Raw genomic sequence first — 17,561 nt, 5'->3', positions numbered from 1 at the left:
GACCGTACATCCCGTCAATCGGGTGTGCGGTCCGTTCTGTCTATTATCTTTTAATTTTATTTTTAAAATCGGGGGTTGAATTTATGGAATAAAAATTGTAATTTTGTTTTTCATTTCTTAAAGTTGAAAAAGCACACTTTTTTCATAGCTTATGTCATCACCCTATTCACCCATCGACGAATCATCATATACTGACACCGCATTTGATCCGGAAGCAATGCTGAATACTCCGGACAATCAGCCGGTTCAGAATCCGGCGACGGCCAACGTAGCCGGACAATCGGCTGCGCCGATCGGTAATCCCCAATACTATCCCAATACTAATACAGGTATGCCTCTTCAAGATCAACCAAGCGCAGGCATACCGGTCAATAACCCCATCTACGGTAATCCCCCTATCCCCAATCCCATTCCCGTAAGCGGTCCGATCCCCGCTCAGGCTTCTTCCCAACCAGCCCCTGCCGCATCAACGACCGCACCCAAAACAGAGACCCGTCACAAGTCACCATCGGCATTGGAGCGCGCCTTGACACTCATCGGCGATTCGCGCACTGTCATGTTCCTCGGAATAATATTCGTAATCGCCGCAGGCTATTCGCTCATTGTGGCCATGTCATATTTCGCACATATCGGAACTGATCAAAGCGCGTTGCTCAACGCCGACTACGATCCGGAGATGATAAAAAATGCCGGCGGACCGTTCGGTGCATGGCTTGCCCATACCCTTATATATAACTGGCTTGGTATCGGTTCATTCATCCTGATCTATTATCTGGCCGTATGCGGTATCGGTATGCTTAAAATATATCGTCCTCATTTCTGGTCATTGACATTGCGATGCCTTCTTTCAGCGGTAGCCCTATCGATCATCTGTGGTTTCGTGACATACGAGATCGCATCGCCGATCTACTGGGGTGGTCGCCACGGCTACCTTCTCAACGAGAAACTGATGATATTCACAGGATTCTGGGGAGCTCTCGGAGTGAGCATCATAATGGGCGGTCTCGTGGTCATATTGTACCTCGCACAGTTGAAACGCATATTTGGTTATGCTGCAGCCGGCATCAACGCATATCGTGCCCGTCAGGCCGAACGTCGTGCCGAGCGTGAACGTATCCGCGCGGCAGAGGAAGCCGAACGTCTCGAACGCGAAGCGCGTGAGGCCGCAATCAGAGCCGAGGAGGAAGCAGCGAGAAGAGCTGAGGCCGAACGCATCGCGGCTGAAAAAGCGGCTGCAGAGCGTGAGCGTCTTTCTAAACTTACCGCCCAAGCCCCCAAAGTTACTGCCACCGCTCCTGCAGCATCCGTTGCTCCGAAATCAGCAGCGGCATCAAAGAGTACCGTCACAGAAAGTCTTTTCAACTCTGATCCGGAGGAGGATTCTGATATCAACACTGAGATTGCGGTTGCGGAAGTCGCCGACTACGAAGCTCCCGTCGCTGTCGTTGATGAATCGGAAACAGTCGTTATGGATACTCCCGTCGTAAGCATGGATGAGGACAATGAGGATGAGAGCGATGATGAAGACGAAATCCCTGATCCCGTTTTTGACAATGATGATCAGGAAGAGGACGAAACCGAAATAGCTCCCCTCTTTGCCGATGAAGATCTTCAGGAGGATAATGTTCAGGAGGAAGAAGTGGATGACAAGCCTCTCTTCGCTTCTGAACCTGTCGAAATTCCAACACACAAGGTCACGGAGACCCGTCCGGTAACCGCTGCAGAAGTTTTGGAGATGGCTCCCTTCGATCCGAGAGCCGAACTGTCGAATTATAAATTCCCCACCATTGATTTCCTCCGTCCGGCCAACAACAGCGGCATAAGCGTAGATGCTCAGGAGATGGAAGAGAACAAGCAGCGAATCACCGACACACTCAACCACTACGGCATACCCATCTCCAAGATCGATGCTACCGTAGGTCCGACCGTGACACTCTATGAGATCATCCCAGCCGAAGGTGTCCGTATCGCAAAGATCAAACGCCTCGAAGACGATATCGCTCTCAGCCTTGCGGCACTCGGCATCCGTATCATCGCTCCGATCCCCGGTCGCGGCACTATCGGCATCGAAGTCCCCAACAAAGATCCGCAAGTGGTGTCCATGCGGTCGGTTATCGAATCTCCGACATACGCAAACAGCCACATGGAACTCCCTATGGCCATGGGTCGCACCATCAGCAACGAGGTTTTCATGGCTGACCTCTGCAAAATGCCTCACCTCCTTGTGGCAGGTGCTACAGGTATGGGTAAATCCGTAGGTCTCAACACCATCATCACCTCACTTCTTTATAAGAAGCACCCTGCAGAGCTGAAGTTTGTACTTATTGACCCGAAAATGGTGGAATTCAGCCTTTACGCACGTCTGGAACGCCATTATCTTGCCAAACTTCCCGATGAGGAGGATGCCATAATCACTGATCCGATGAAGGTCGTGGCTACGCTCAATTCACTGTGTGTCGAGATGGACAACCGTTATGCACTCCTGAAAGAAGCAGCAATGCGCAACATAAAGGAGTACAACGACAAGTTTATCCATCGCCAGCTCAATCCCGCCAAGGGACATCGCTTCCTCCCCTACATCGTGGTTATCGTGGATGAGTTTGCCGATCTAATCATGACTGCCGGTAAGGAGGTCGAAACACCTATCGCACGTATCGCACAGAAAGCGCGCGCAGTGGGCATACACATGATCCTCGCAACACAGCGTCCGTCAACCAATGTAATCACCGGTGTGATCAAAGCCAACTTCCCCGGCCGCATCGCATTCCGCGTATTCCAGATGGTGGATTCACGTACCATCATTGACCGCCCCGGTGCAAACCAGCTTATAGGTCGCGGCGACATGCTTTTCAGCAATAACGGAAAGCTCGACCGCGTACAGTGTGCGTTCATCGACACTCCTGAGGTAACAGCCATCTGTGACAGCATCAGCGCGCAGGCCGGCTACTCGTGTCCCTACGAACTGCCTGAATATATAGCCGAAAGCGGCGATGGAGGCAAGCTTGCCACTGTAGGTGACCGCGACCCGCTCTTTGACGAGTGTGCACGTCTGGTAGTCACTACGGATACTGCATCGACCTCATCGCTGCAACGTCGCTATTCCATCGGATATAACCGCGCCGGAAAAATTATGGATCAGATGGAAGCTGCCGGCATAGTCGGTCCATCGCAAGGTGGCAAACCCCGTCAGGTCCTCGTTGATTCTCTCACTCTCGAACGCATTCTTGAGAATGCCTGATTCCATCTGTTGAAATAATTCAACACCAACTCAAAATGATTAAAATAATGTTAAAGAGGATTTTGCTTTTAATCGCCGTTATCACCGGATGCTGTTCAGCAGTGTCAGGTGCGGAAACGGCCATATCCATACTTGACCGCGCATCTGCAAAATTCAAGGGCGAGAAATCTATACAGGCCGCATATACAATCACGACTGAAGGACATAAACAAAGCGGGACACTGACCATAGCTGGCGACCGTTTCACCATAACATCACCGCAGATCTCTTCATGGTATGACGGCAAGACCCAGTGGACATATTCCACACAGACAGGTGAGGTAAATATTACCGAACCTACGCCTGAGGAACTCCAGCAGGTCAATCCATTTGCTATAATCAACTCATTCCGAAAGCTATACAAAGCCACACTTGTAAAATCGCCGGCTTCGGAAAAAGTTGTCCGCCTGACCTCTGTTGATCCTAAGAACGACATAAAGAGCGTGGTACTCACTCTTAACGCCACTACCCTCTACCCTACCAAGATCGATCTGACAATGGGTAATCGCCGCACGGTCACAATTCAGGTTACATCAGTAAAGGCCGGAGGGCAGCTCCCGGTTTCGGATTTCCGCTTCAATCCGAACAAATATCCCGGCATCCCCGTTGTTGATTTGCGCTGACACATTCAATGGTCTTATCTGCGACCATTGAATGTTAATCTATCCAAATTCCCACATCCCAACGGGGTGATCAAGCGTTATTTCTCTACTTAATCAAGAATTATTAATTCATCAATTCAAATATCAAGGTTAAAATTATGGCTGAAATCAAAACACGTTGCCTTATCATAGGCTCAGGTCCTGCAGGTTATACTGCTGCCATCTACACCTCCCGTGCAAATATCGCACCTCTCGTAATCGAAGGAATGCAGCCCGGAGGCCAGCTCACAACTACTACCGAAATAGAAAACTTCCCCGGTCAGCCCAATGGCACAACCGGTCCTCAGCTCATGGAGGATATCCGTTCACAGGCCATCAAGTTCGGAGCCGATATTCGTACCGGCCTTGTAACTGAGGTTGATTTCTCGGTACGTCCTTTCAAGGCAAAGACAAACACAGGTCTCGATATCGAGGCTGACAGTGTGATCATCTCAACAGGCGCATCCGCCCGTTACCTCGGCCTCCCCGACGAACAGAAGTATTCCGGTCTCGGTGTATCAGCTTGTGCGACATGCGACGGTTTCTTCTACCGCAAGAAGCGCGTAGCAGTTGTCGGTGGCGGAGACACCGCATGCGAGGAAGCTCTCTACCTCAGCAACCTTGCTTCGGATGTGTTCCTGATTGTCCGTAAACCCCATCTGCGTGCATCGAAAGTCATGCAGTCACGCGTGCTCAACAAGAGCAATATAAAGGTGCTCTTCAACACCAACACTACCGGTCTTTACGGTGATGAGTATCTCGAAGGCGCACACCTCGTGGAGAACGTAGGCACTTCCAACGAGCAGCACTATGACCTCGCACTCGACGGATTCTTCCTCGCTATCGGCCACACTCCCAATACAGGTGTATTCAGCCAGTACATTGATCTCGACGCATCCGGCTATATCAAAGTCAAGGGTTCAGGCACTCAGACCAATGTTCCCGGAGTGTTTGCCGCAGGTGACGTTGCCGATCCTATCTATCGTCAGGCCATCACAGCAGCCGGCATGGGTTGCAAGGCGGCTCTTGACGTAGAGCGTTTCCTCAACGAGGAAGGTCTCGTAGGCTAACAAGAAATTATGACTGATCTGTAAGCTGATATGCTGACCGACGGCACTATATCGCTGCGCGCTCTCGAACCGATTGACGTTGACACGTTATACCGCTGGGAAAACGACCCTGCCTTATGGAGTGTGGGAGTTTCTCTTGCTCCCTACTCCCGCAAACAGTTGTGGGACTACGTCAACAATTACGATGCCGATATCTATGCGGCCAGACAGTTGCGCTTGATGGTTACCCTCAACAAAACCAATGAGACCATCGGGACCATCGATCTCTATGAGTTCGATGCATCCAACGCCCGCTGCGGTGTCGGAATCCTTATCGCTTCCGATTTTCAGCGTCACGGTTACGGATATATGGCTCTCGAACTGACAGCTTCCTACTGCCGGACAACATATTCGCTTCATCAGCTTTACTGCACCATCGGAGCTGACAATCACCCGTCGAGAAATCTGTTTGAAAAAGCAGGCTATAAAATCGCCGGACGGCTTAAATCTTGGCTTAAATCCGGTGGATGCTACTCCGATGCATATATCTATCAGAAATTTATCTGAGTAAGGCTATAAATAAAAACCGTGGGGACAGTTTTTCTTATCAATTCTGTACCCACGGTTTTTATTTATAACGGTATTATCTGCGGATGGAATCAGCGAAGAGCGTACGGTTAAGCAACGACCGACCGAGAGTGACTTCATCCGTGAATTCAATCTCGTTTCCGACCGACACCCCTCGTGCAAGTTGTGTAATACGGACGTCAGAATATTCCGCCAACCGACGGAAAAGATAAAAATTCGTAGTATCACCCTCCATCGTAGCACTCAAAGCAAGGATCACTTCCTTAACTTCACCTTCAGCCACCCTTTCAACCAATGAATCAATGGCAAGCTGATCCGGACCTATACCGTCCATAGGCGAAATCACACCTCCAAGCACATGATAGACACCACCGAACTGACCGGTGTTTTCAAAACTCATAACATCCTTGACACTCTCAACCACACAGACTACGGAACGATCACGACGCGAATCGGCACAGATCGGGCAGATCTCTGTTTCGGATATGTTGTGACAGACGGAACAATAACGGATGCCCCGGCGCATATTTATGATCGATTGTCCGAGTGACACCCCGACGTTCTCATCCATTCGAAGTATATGTAAAGCAAGCCTCAATGCTGTCTTTCGACCTACGCCGGGTAGCCGAGACAATTCCGTCACCGCTCCTTCAAGCAATCTTGAGGCAAATTCCTGTTGCATTTTATATGTCTCCTGCTTCTTCTAATAAATATATGTGTTTCTTACATCAAATTTACGAAAATTTCCCCGAATTATCGTCCTCAACCTCCGATTCTTTTACTTTTTTTATAATTTTCATCTTTTAATTGAGCAAAATCTCACTCCGTATCGGAATATTTCGCAATCTTTCATCCGCACTGTCTGATATTTTTTATTTGCTTGTTTTTCAAATAATGATTAATTTTGCACTCTGAAATTTCAGACATATCAGTTAAAGAAATGGAAATAATTCGCACTGTAGCTGAATTAAAAGCCAAGCTCGACACAGCCCGCAAGAATGGAAGCATAGGTCTGGTCCCTACGATGGGAGCTCTCCATGCCGGACATCTCTCGCTCATACAGCGTGCCCGCAGCGAGAATGACACAGTGGTTGTCAGCGTGTTTGTCAACCCCACACAGTTCAACAATCCGACCGATCTGGCCACATATCCCCGCACCGAGGAGGCCGACACCGCCATGCTCCGTGAAGCCGGTGTCGATTATGCCTTCATACCCTCCGTCGAGGAGATCTATCCCGAACCCGACACCCGACAGTTTGACCTCGGTCCTGTAGCCGAAGTAATGGAAGGTGTAATGCGTCCGGGACATTTCAATGGTGTGGCACAGATTGTCAGCAAACTCTTCGATTTCACCCGCCCTACCCGCGCCTATTTCGGCGAAAAGGATTTCCAGCAGATAGCCGTGATACGCCGCATGGCCGAGCTTGAAGGATTTGACCTTGAAATAGTCGATTGTCCCATCAAGCGCGAGGACGACGGTCTGGCAATGAGTTCGCGTAACGTGCGCCTGACTCCTGAGCAGCGTGCTATCGCGCCCGCCATACACCGCACTCTTGAAAGCAGTCTCGACTGGGCTGCTGACCACAGCGTGGAGGCCACGAAACGCTACGTGATCGACGAGATCAACTCTTTCCCCCACATGCAGGTGGAATATTACGAGATAGTCGATGCGCTCACCATGCAACCCATCACTGATTGGGAGCAGACTGAGAGTGCAGTCGGCTGTGTGACAGTATTCTGTGGCGATGTCCGCCTGATTGACAACATCAAATACTCCAAAAGGAAATGACACTCGAACTTCTCAAGTGCAAAATCCATCGTGTGACTGTCACCGAAGCCCGTCTGGACTACATCGGCAGTATCACCATTGATCAGGACCTTCTCGATGCCGCCGGAATATTCCCCGGTGAGCGCATCTATATAGTGGATAACAACAACGGCGAACGCTTCGACACATACGCCATCCCCGGCGAACGCGGTTCGGGCGTCATCTGCCTCAACGGTGCTGCCGCACGCAAGGTTCAGGTCGGCGACGTGGTCATCCTCATGTGCTATGCACAGATGACTCCGGAGGAGGCGAAAACCCACAAACCTGTGGTGCTTTTCCCCGACACCCGTACCAACCGTCTGCTTCCCGAATAAAGCAGGTAGATAAAAGCCGTCAAGACTATCCATACACTATTTCTATAATTTTTCAGCAAAGTTTTTTAACCCTCTATCCCCCCGCCATTCCAAGTGTTTGAGAATCTAAGCGAGAGACTTGAAAGAAGTTTCAAGATACTGAAAGGTGAAGGAAAAATCACCGAAATAAATGTAGCCGAAACCCTCAAGGATGTGCGTCGTGCACTTCTTGAAGCCGATGTCAACTTCAAGGTAGCCAAGCAGTTTACCGATGAAGTAAAAGCAAAGGCCCTTGGCATGAATGTGATCAATGCCATCAAGCCGGGCGAACTCATGGTCAAGATTGTCCATGACGAACTCGCACGCCTCATGGGTGGTGAGACTGCACAGGTCAATCTGTCGGGCAATCCCACAGTCATCCTCATGTCAGGTCTGCAAGGTTCAGGTAAGACCACATTCTCAGGCAAACTCGCCCGGAAGCTCAAATCGGAACAGGGAAAACGTCCGCTCCTCGTGGCCTGCGACGTCTATCGTCCCGCCGCGATCGATCAGCTCAAAGTTCTTGCCGAGCAGATCAATGTCCCCGTCTATACAGAGGATGGCAACAAGAATCCTGTCGAGATCGCTGAAAATGCCATCCGCTATGCCAAGGCTAACCACCATGATCTTGTAATCATCGATACCGCCGGCCGTCTGGCCGTAGATGAGCAGATGATGCAGGAGATTGCAGCCATCAAGAAAGCCGTCAAACCGCAGGAGACACTTTTCGTTGTCGATTCGATGACAGGTCAGGATGCCGTAAATACAGCTAAGGAATTCAATGATCGCCTTGACTTTGACGGCGTAGTCCTCACCAAGCTTGACGGCGATACCCGTGGCGGTGCCGCCCTTTCGATCCGCACCGTCGTCACGAAACCGATCAAGTTCGTCGGTACTGGCGAAAAGCTTGATGCGCTCGACCTTTTCCACCCTTCGCGTATGGCCGACCGTATCCTCGGCATGGGCGACATCGTGTCACTCGTCGAGAAAGCCCAGAACGCCTACGATGAAAAGCAGGCTCGTGAACTTCAGCGCAAGATAGCAAAGAACCAGTTTAATTTCAACGACTTCCTTCAGCAGATCCAACAGATCCAGAAGATGGGCAACCTGAAGGAGCTCGCTTCGATGATCCCCGGTGTCGGCAAGGCTATCAAGGATATAGATATTGATGACAATGCATTCAAGGGTATCGAAGCGATCATTCGCTCGATGACAGCCGAGGAGCGCGAACATCCTGAGATCCTCAACGGAAGTCGCCGCAAACGTATTGCCAAGGGTTCGGGTACTGACATTCAGGAGGTCAACCGCCTGATCAAACAGTTTGACGACGCCCGCAAGATGATGAAGGCCGTTTCAGGAATAAAGAATCCTATGGCCATGATGCGTAACATGAAAGGAATGAGAAGATGACACTTATTGACGGAAAAAAGACAGCCGACGATATCAAGCGCGAAATCGCGGCGGAAGTAGAGGAAATGGTGGCTCAGGGCAAACGCCGCCCTCACCTTGTGGCTATACTCGTAGGTCACGACGGTGGCAGCGAGACATACGTGGCCAACAAAGTCAAGGCATGCGAGGCATGCGGTTTCAAATCTACACTTATCCGCTATGAGGATGACGTGACGGAGGAAAAACTCCTCGAAACCATTGCCGAGCTTAACAATGATCCTGAAGTGGATGGCTTTATTGTCCAGCTCCCCCTCCCCAAACATATCTCCGAGCAGAAAATCATCGAGGCTATCGATTACCGCAAGGACGTTGACGGTTTCCACCCGGTCAACGTAGGCCGTATGTCCATAGGCCTCCCCTGCTTCGTATCAGCTACCCCTTCCGGCATAATGGAACTGCTCAAACGCTACGGTGTTAAGACACGCGGTGCAAAATGCGTGGTTCTCGGACGCAGCAACATCGTCGGTAAGCCTGTCGCATCACTCATGATGCAGAAATCTGATCCCGGAAACGCTACAGTGACAGTGCTCCACAGCGCATCGACCAACATCAAGGAAGCCTGCGCGGAAGCTGACATAATCATAGCCGCCCTCGGCAGTCCCGGATTTGTGACAGCCGACATGGTGAAGCCCGGTGCTACCGTGATCGACGTCGGAACCACCCGTGTGCCCGACTCATCGCGCAAGAGCGGATTCCGCCTGCGTGGCGATGTCGATTTCGAAAATGTGGCTGAAAAGTGTGCATTCATCACCCCGGTGCCCGGTGGAGTCGGTCCTATGACAATCTGCTCCCTCATGCGCAACACGCTTCTTGCTGCCAAGAAAGAGATCTATAACTAATGAGAAATATCGAATTGCAGGGACAGGTTCACGTCAGGCTGTCCCTGCAATTCTTTTTTAGCCATTAAATCAAGTGGATATGCTTGCTGTCTTTCTGTCGCTTCTATCACTGCTCATCCCACAGGACAGTGCTGAGATAGTATTTGCGGGTGATGCCATGCAGCATCAACGGCAGATCGACGCAGCCAAACGTCCGGATGGCTCTCTCGACTACTCTCCCTACTTCACATCGCTCGCTCCCTACATCTCATCGGCTGATTTTGCTGTGGTAAACCTTGAGACTCCTCTCGGTGGCGCACCATATTCGGGCTATCCGATGTTCTGCGCTCATGACAATTACGTCAATGCTCTGACCGAATCCGGTTTTGACCTCATACTCACGGCCAACAACCATATACTTGACCGCCGCGATAAGGGTGTGCGCCGTACAATCGCCACACTGGAGCAAAAGAAAGTGCCCTATATAGGGGTATATCGCAACAAAGCCCATCGTGATTCCATCCTCCCGATGATACACGATATCAATGGATTCAAGGTTGCATTCCTCAACTACACCTACGGGACAAACGGCATAACCAAAAAGACCGATATAGAGATTGACTATATCGACAAGACCCGTATTGCCTCCGACATACGCAATGCACGAGCCAACGGAGCTGAAATCATAGCTGCATGTATGCACTGGGGCGATGAATACAAGCTGCTCCCGAATGCGTCACAGAAAAGCCTTGCTAAATTTCTTGCCGACTCAGGCGTGGAGCTCATCATCGGCGGACATCCTCATGTCATTCAGCCAATGGAACTGAAGATCAATGAATCAACAGGCCGTCCATGTTTCACAGTCTATTCACTCGGTAATTTCATCTCGGCCATGCGGACCACTGACACCCGCGGAGGTGCGATGACACGCGTAAAACTCGCACGCGACATCTTCGGCAAGGCATACGTGGCCGATGCAAGTTACCGTCTGGTGTTTACCGAACCATCCACGGGTCAGGGAAGCAACTTCCGGCTGCTTCCTGCCGAAAGCAAAGAGCTCCATCCGTCCTTGGAACTTCACCGCAAAGGCTTCATCCGAAATGCGACCGATATCTTCAACCGCCATAACGTCAACGTTCCCCGCGACACATCATCCATCCTCCGCCCGACTCCTCGGCCTATCCTTGGAGGGATGTAAGCCATAGCCTTTCTCATACGTCTTTTTGGGAGATTAGGAAGTCTGATTAATCGGTTTTATCCCGACATACTCCTATTCCACCCCAAAATCTGTCATTTTTGCAGTATTTTTAACAGAATTTGTCAGTTTACGTGTCTGGCATTTTCTTTGCAGGGTTGTTTATAGAAATAGATTAATAAAAATTTAAACCATATATATTATGCAAAAAGGACAGATTGGAGTAACTACCGAGAATATTTTCCCGGTGATCAAAAAATTTCTCTATTCCGACCACGAAATCTTTCTCCGTGAACTCGTATCGAATGCTATTGATGCAACACAGAAGCTGAAAACCCTCGCCTCTTTCGGCGAATTCAAGGGTGAGCTTGGCGAAATGAACGTGCGCGTCACCATCGACAAGGAAGCCGGCACACTGACCGTCAGTGACCACGGTATCGGCATGACTGCGGAGGATATTGACAAATACATCAATCAGATCGCCTTCTCAGGTGCTGAGGAATTTGTCAATAAATACAAGGACACCGCCAATGCCATAATCGGTCACTTCGGACTCGGATTCTACTCAGCATTTATGGTTGCAAAGAAAGTCGAGATCCGCTCGCTCAGTTACAAGGAAGGTGCTGAAGCAGTCCGCTGGGAATGTGACGGTAGCCCCGAATACACCATGGAACCGACCGAGAAGGCTGAACGAGGCACTGATATCATCCTCTATATTGACGATGACAATAAGGAATTCCTCGAACAGGCCCGTATTGATACACTTCTTAAAAAATATTGCCGTTTCCTCCCCGTCCCCGTTATCTCAGGCAAGGAGCAGGAATGGAAAGACGGAAAATACGTGGATACCGACAAGGATAAGGTGGTCAATGACACCGAACCTACGTGGACCAAGAAACCCTCGGAACTTACCGACGAGGATTACCGCAAGTTCTACCACGAACTCTATCCCGGTCAGGAAGATCCCCTATTCTGGATTCACCTCAACGTAGATTACCCCTTCACTCTCACCGGTATTCTCTTCTTCCCGAAGATCAAGAGCAACCTCGACATCCGCAAGGACCGCATCCAGCTCTATTGCAATCAGGTCTATGTCACGGATTCAGTAGAAGGTGTCGTTCCTGAATTTATGATGCTGCTTCAGGGTGTGATTGATTCCCCCGATATCCCCCTCAACGTATCGCGTTCTTATCTCCAGAGCGATACTGCTGTCAAGAAGATCTCCGGCTATATCACCAAGAAAGTGGCTTCGCGTCTCGACGAGCTTTTCAAGGAGAACCGTGCAGATTTCGAGTCGAAGTGGGACGACATCAAGATCTTCATTGAATACGGCATGCTCACTGACGAGAAGTTCTGTGATTCAGCCATGAAGTTCGTCCTTCTTCGTGACACCGAAGGCAAATACTTCACCCTCGAAGAATACCGCACTCTTGTAGAGGCATCCCAGACCGACAAGGATGGTGACGTGGTCTATATCTACGCCACTGACGTAACCGCCCAGTACAACTATATTCATGCCGCCAACGAGAAGGGCTACAATGTCCTCCTTATGGACGGTCAGCTTGACGGTCACTTCATCTCGCTTCTTGAGAGCAAGCTCGAAAAGACACGCTTTGTACGCGTCGATAGCGATGTCGCTGAAAAGCTTATCCCCAAGGAAGAGCAGAAGGACAGCGGTCTCAACCCTGATCAGATCTCGCTCCTAACTCCTCTTTTCCGCAGTCAGTTGCCGAAAGTGGAGAAGGCAGACTTCCTCGTATCGTTCGAGTCGCTTGATCCCGCCGCCAATCCCATCCTCATCACTCAGAATGAGTACATGCGACGTATGAAAGACATGGCTGCTACCCAGCCCGGTATGAGTTTCTATGCCGAATTGCCTGACAGCTATAACCTTATCGTCAACACTTCGCAGCCGGTGGTTGTCAAGATTCTTGATGAAGCCGAAAAAGCCCTTGCCGACAAGCTTCAGCCTATCAACGCAGCTATAGATGCCGACAATGAGAAGATCACCGTACTCCGCTCGGAGATCAAGGATAATAAGCCTACCGACGAGCAGCAGACGCAGGAAAAGTCCCTCACTGATGGCATTGAGAAAAACCGCAAGGAAAAAGAAGAGATAATCGCCGCCTACGCTGCCGAGCAGCCTGTGGTAAAACAAGCAATTGACCTCGCCCTCCTTGCCAACGGACTTCTCCGTGGCCGTGATCTCAGCGATTTCATCGCCCGCTCGGTTAAAATGCTTTAAGCAACCATATTCCCATAAATAACGTTAACTTCCGTCAGGATTCCCGCATGAAATCCTGACGGAGTTTTTTTATTGCTGAATATATGGCATGAAATATATTTTAACACACCTGTGTCGCGAAATCGCCCATCTTTCACATTAACTTTGCACCGTTCTCCTCCACTCATTCTCCATTCTCCCTCGCCTCTCAACTAATCCAATCAGCAATGAAAACTCCTCTTATCATCAGCCCGCGAGTCATCGACACCATCAACTCCCTGCAACCGTCTGACCGGACCTCGATCACCAATGCATTGGGCATGGAGTTCATACTCGGACAAAATCCTGACAAAATGCTCACTCCAATGCAAAGCATAATCTACGCTGTCGTACGCTTTTATGTGACGCAGGATTCCCAACGCCAGACCGTCGCAAGCTGAACGCCGTAACAACGCCCTAATTAAAAACAACTTACATTTCTCCAAACTTACAACTTATCCTAATCACCGGACACACACCAAAAATTCGATTAAGCAATACAACTGACATTTTAAAGATTCTTGATTCGTTTAAACATGCGCGTGGATGATCCATCTGCTTTGTATTCCCTATCATCATCCACCGGTAAAAAAGAGAGATGTGGGCACTCTGCGAGAGAGCGTCCACATCTAATTTCTATAAGAGGGTATTTTATATGCCGAAGCTATCTCACGAACACCGGTTCTGATTCCAGCGAGTTGCCGGAAAGGGTCGTGACAGCGTAAGCCAACCCCGCAGGCACTGCCGTCTGACAGTCATAGACCACTCGTAGCAGATACTCGCTCTTTATTCCGTCGCCCCCTGCATCCATGATCTCATCCTCTTCAAGATGGCGCGGGAAAGCATAGACGGCATAGCGTCTCCTGCCTTCACCGGTCGTTCTTCTGTCGTCAGACCATCGTAGCACTCCGTTTCTGCAAACCGCATCAATCGGAGTGTCCGGGCGTATGTGCCAGCTTCTCCGCAATTCAGGGGTCAACGACTTTGAGGCGAAATGTCCCGACGAAAGCTCGGACGCAAGTTTCGGAAGGAACTTTGCACTGTAAAGTACTGATCCGAACTCACCTGTAAGGCTATGGCGACGGTTGGTCTCGACCTGACGGAGCAGTTCCCGACGCTGCTCCGGAGTGTCAGTCTTTTCAAGTGGAGCAAGAGTCATGCTCGAATAGAAATGACAACCGTAAAGACTCGCAGCCTCACTCCACCATTGCGCCAGTGGTCCGTAGGGAGCTGTCGCATGTGTAGTCGGCCAATAGATCTGAGGCGATATGAAATCGATCGTGTTTTGAAACAGCCAGCCTAAAGGATCGGAATAGATCTCCTTGTACTGCCAGTCGTCTGCCTTGACTCCACATGATTCCATTCCCCATTTAGGAGCTGAAGTGTGTGGTTTTCCCGCCACTCCGGCAGGCGATATTCCGAATCGGACTTCGGGGCAGCAATCCAACAGCATACAGTGGACATCCGCTATGGTTTTGTGCACATTGGCACGTCTCCAGTCGCCGAAATCCATCCAAGGTGCCTGTTCACGCCACAGTCCATGATCAGCAGCCGAAGCATCCTCCGGAATACGGTTCGGATAGAAATAATCGTCAAACACCAGTCCATCCACATCATAGCCGGTAACGATTTCACGGCATATTCCCACTATATGCTGTCTCACCTCTTCGATGCCGGGATTCAACACCGTGTATTTTCCATGAGTAAGCAGCCACCCGCGGCGTTTCCACTCACGGTCCTGCTCGCTATTGTAGTCCGTCCCCGCACTCCATCTGAACGGATTGACCCACGCATAGCATTCGAGCCCGCGCCGATGACACTCCTCCACCACAAATTTCAGCGGATCCCATCCGGGCGACACACCCCTCTTCCCGGAGACAAACGATGACCACGGTTCAAGCGACGATTCATACATTACGTCGGACATGCCGCGCACTTGAAAAAAAACCGAAGTAAGATTCATGGACTCGCACCGGTCGAGAATATCCGTCAGTTGCGCCATCTGCTTTTTCCTGATTTCAGGAGTCGTGCCTGACACAGACGGCCAGTCGATCCCCCAGACAGTAGCCAGCCACACTCCGCGCATCTCACGCTTGGGTGATTCGCCGTGAAGCTTCTGTGACCACGGCAGAAGGACGGTTAAAAATGAAACTGCAAGTAAAAAATGCCTGATTAATGCTTTCATGAATCGAATTGTGTAATTTTTCACTGCAAAATTAGCTGAATTAATTGTAAATATTCCCTCTCTTGATCCTATTTATGTTATTTTTCGTGAAATTATTAGCTTGCCATTGTGCATAATCACCAAAAAAGGTTTAATTTTGCAAGTTGAAAACCAATTCTCTCAATAGACCACCACTAACAAACAGTGATCAGTAAAATGCGAAAGTACTTAGTCATGCTCGCCGCCGCAGCCATCCTCACATCCTGCGGTGAATATCAGCGTGCGCTGAAGAGCCATGACCCGGATTATCGTCTTGATTACGCCAAACGCGCTTTCGAGGCTAAACGTTACACACAGGCCGCAACCGTCCTTGAAGACATAATCACTCAGTTCAAAGGATCGGAAAAGGCCGAGGATTCGCTCTATCTCCTCGCCCTCTCGAACTACGAGAATAAGGACTACCAGACAGCCGGTGAATACTTCAAGACCTACTATGCCCGATTCCCGAAAGGTAAATATACAGAGCTCGCCCGATTCTATACCGGTTACGGTTACTACCTTGACTCGCCCGAACCTCAGCTCGATCAGTCCGGGACGATAAAGGCGATCGAAGAGCTTCAGTCGTTTCTCGACTACTATCCTAAGAGCGACAAGGTGTCAATCGCACAGAACGCCATATTCGAGCTTCAGGACAAGCTCACCCTCAAGCAGCTCGAAAACGCGCAGCTTTACTACAACCTCGGCACTTACATGGGCAACAATTACGAAAGTGCCGTAATTGTCGCTAAAAACGCTATCAAGGATTATCCTTATTCAAAATACAAGGAGGATCTTGAGCTCCTCATCCTTAAAGCTCGTTATCAGGAAGCGCGCGAGAGTATCGAGGAGAAAAAGGCCGACCGCTTCCGCGAAGTGATCGACGAGTATTACTCCTATATAAATAACTATCCCGACACTCCCAACCGCGAGGAAGCAGACAATATTTTCAAGATCGCCCAACGCTACGTCAAGGACTGATCCATCCCGCTTGCCAAGCTTTTCAAAACAAAAAAAACAACGTTAACCACAGAGATATAATGGACTACAAAAAGACCAACGCCCCTCTCAACACCCAGACCCGCGACCTCATCAAAATGAGCGAGGACACCGGCAACGTTTACGAAACCGTTTGCATCATCGCAAAGCGTTCCAATCAGATCGCAGGTGAGATGAAGCACGATCTTGAAAAGAAACTTCAGGAATTCGCATCGCTCAGCGACAATCTCGAAGAAATCTCGGAGAACCGCGAGCAGATCGAGATCTCCCGTTTCTACGAGCGTCTGCCCAAACCCACTCTCATCGCAACTCAGGAGTATATCGATCATAAGATACACTTCCGCAACCCCTCGAAGGATCATCTCAACATGGACTAAGCGCACGAATTTGCGGCCAAAGTTTGGAATTGTTAAATTTAATCCCTACCTTTGCACCGCTCTTTTGAGCAAACTATACATTTTCATATCATCATTAACCACTTTTAAACATCTGTATCAATGCATTTGAACTCTGATGAAAAAGTAGAAATCTTTGAGAAGTACGGTAAGGGCAAGACTGACACTGGCTCACCCGAAGCACAGATTGCATTATTCTCAGTCCGTATCGCTCATTTGACTGAACACCTCAAGTCAAATCACAAAGATTATACGACAGCACGAGCTCTCAAGGCTTTGGTAGGTAAGCGTCGTCGTCTTCTCGACTACCTGATCCGCAAGGACATCAACCGCTACCGCGCCATCATCGCCCAGAAGGAACTCGGTATCAGAAAGTAATCTAATCCGCCCAAACAACGGATTCATTACTTGAAGATTACAAAAGGCAGCCCGCTCCAAGAGCCGGGCTGCCTTCTTTTTTACCTATACCCTCTCCATGCTCTATACTCTTAATAAAAACTTTTATCAAAATTTATAATTATTCTAGT

16 protein-coding genes are annotated in these 17,561 nt (G+C 49.7%); 14 read left to right on the top strand and 2 right to left on the bottom strand.

Going from position 1 to position 17,561, the window contains the following annotated elements:
- Positions 1–151: 151 nt before the first annotated feature.
- The 4 genes from K2G41_RS09430 (at position 152) to K2G41_RS09415 (ending at position 5,534) form a co-directional block, all read left to right on the top strand.
- Positions 152–3,238 (top strand): DNA translocase FtsK 4TM domain-containing protein, encoded by a 3,087-nt coding sequence (locus K2G41_RS09430; RefSeq protein ID WP_300117608.1) that lies wholly within the window; start codon positions 152–154, stop codon positions 3,236–3,238.
- Between the two features lie 47 nt (positions 3,239–3,285).
- The gene (locus K2G41_RS09425; protein WP_300117607.1) at positions 3,286–3,900 is read left to right on the top strand and encodes a LolA-like putative outer membrane lipoprotein chaperone; all 615 of its coding nucleotides are present in this window, start codon (positions 3,286–3,288) and stop codon (positions 3,898–3,900) included.
- Between the two features lie 137 nt (positions 3,901–4,037).
- Complete coding sequence (gene trxB / locus K2G41_RS09420; RefSeq protein ID WP_300117606.1) at positions 4,038–4,988, top strand: thioredoxin-disulfide reductase; 951 nt, start codon at positions 4,038–4,040, stop codon at positions 4,986–4,988.
- Positions 4,989–5,018: 30 nt separating this feature from the next.
- Positions 5,019–5,534, top strand: coding sequence for a GNAT family N-acetyltransferase (locus tag K2G41_RS09415; RefSeq protein ID WP_300117605.1), 516 nt, complete (start codon positions 5,019–5,021; stop codon positions 5,532–5,534).
- 76 nt (positions 5,535–5,610) lie between these two features.
- Here K2G41_RS09415 and recR read toward each other — a convergent pair whose 3' ends face one another.
- Positions 5,611–6,237, bottom strand: coding sequence for a recombination mediator RecR (recR, locus tag K2G41_RS09410; protein ID WP_300117604.1), 627 nt, complete (start codon positions 6,235–6,237; stop codon positions 5,611–5,613).
- 258 nt (positions 6,238–6,495) lie between these two features.
- Between recR and panC the strand changes: the two genes are divergently transcribed.
- The 7 genes from panC to K2G41_RS09375 all read left to right on the top strand — a co-directional run bounded on the left by panC (position 6,496) and on the right by K2G41_RS09375 (position 13,841).
- Positions 6,496–7,344 carry a pantoate--beta-alanine ligase gene (panC, locus tag K2G41_RS09405; protein WP_300117603.1) on the top strand — a complete coding sequence of 283 codons (849 nt, stop codon included), beginning with the start codon at positions 6,496–6,498 and terminating at the stop codon, positions 7,342–7,344.
- On the top strand, positions 7,341–7,697 hold the full coding sequence (panD, locus tag K2G41_RS09400; protein ID WP_300117602.1) for an aspartate 1-decarboxylase: 357 nt from the start codon (positions 7,341–7,343) through the stop codon (positions 7,695–7,697). Before panC ends, panD begins: the two co-directional genes overlap by 4 nt.
- Before the next feature lie 93 nt (positions 7,698–7,790).
- The gene (gene ffh, locus K2G41_RS09395) at positions 7,791–9,125 is read left to right on the top strand and encodes a signal recognition particle protein (RefSeq protein ID WP_300117601.1); all 1,335 of its coding nucleotides are present in this window, start codon (positions 7,791–7,793) and stop codon (positions 9,123–9,125) included.
- Complete coding sequence (folD, locus tag K2G41_RS09390; protein WP_300117600.1) at positions 9,122–10,003, top strand: bifunctional methylenetetrahydrofolate dehydrogenase/methenyltetrahydrofolate cyclohydrolase FolD; 882 nt, start codon at positions 9,122–9,124, stop codon at positions 10,001–10,003. Before ffh ends, folD begins: the two co-directional genes overlap by 4 nt.
- Positions 10,004–10,082: 79 nt before the next feature.
- A complete protein-coding gene (locus tag K2G41_RS09385) occupies positions 10,083–11,180 on the top strand; it encodes a CapA family protein (protein WP_300117599.1) in 1,098 nt (365 codons plus the stop codon).
- Between the two features lie 199 nt (positions 11,181–11,379).
- Positions 11,380–13,422: a molecular chaperone HtpG gene (gene htpG, locus K2G41_RS09380; RefSeq protein WP_300117598.1), complete on the top strand. Its 2,043-nt coding sequence runs from the start codon at positions 11,380–11,382 to the stop codon at positions 13,420–13,422.
- Positions 13,423–13,628: 206 nt separating this feature from the next.
- On the top strand, positions 13,629–13,841 hold the full coding sequence (locus K2G41_RS09375) for a hypothetical protein (RefSeq protein ID WP_300117597.1): 213 nt from the start codon (positions 13,629–13,631) through the stop codon (positions 13,839–13,841).
- 263 nt (positions 13,842–14,104) lie between these two features.
- Here the strand turns inward: K2G41_RS09375 and K2G41_RS09370 are convergent, their stop codons facing one another.
- A complete protein-coding gene (locus tag K2G41_RS09370) occupies positions 14,105–15,625 on the bottom strand; it encodes a family 10 glycosylhydrolase (RefSeq protein ID WP_300117596.1) in 1,521 nt (506 codons plus the stop codon).
- A gap of 195 nt (positions 15,626–15,820) precedes the next feature.
- Here K2G41_RS09370 and bamD point away from each other — a divergent pair, with 195 nt between their 5' ends.
- From bamD to rpsO, 3 genes are all read left to right on the top strand, one after another.
- Positions 15,821–16,621, top strand: coding sequence for an outer membrane protein assembly factor BamD (gene bamD / locus K2G41_RS09365; protein WP_300117595.1), 801 nt, complete (start codon positions 15,821–15,823; stop codon positions 16,619–16,621).
- 59 nt (positions 16,622–16,680) lie between these two features.
- A complete protein-coding gene (locus tag K2G41_RS09360; RefSeq protein WP_300117594.1) occupies positions 16,681–17,016 on the top strand; it encodes a DNA-directed RNA polymerase subunit omega in 336 nt (111 codons plus the stop codon).
- Between the two features lie 120 nt (positions 17,017–17,136).
- The gene (gene rpsO / locus K2G41_RS09355; RefSeq protein ID WP_123614454.1) at positions 17,137–17,412 is read left to right on the top strand and encodes a 30S ribosomal protein S15; all 276 of its coding nucleotides are present in this window, start codon (positions 17,137–17,139) and stop codon (positions 17,410–17,412) included.
- The last annotated feature ends 149 nt before the right edge of the window (positions 17,413–17,561 follow it).

The organism is Duncaniella sp. (genome assembly GCF_029056165.1).
Lineage (GTDB): Bacteria > Bacteroidota > Bacteroidia > Bacteroidales > Muribaculaceae > Duncaniella.
This window is presented reverse-complemented; position numbering and strand designations above follow the sequence as displayed.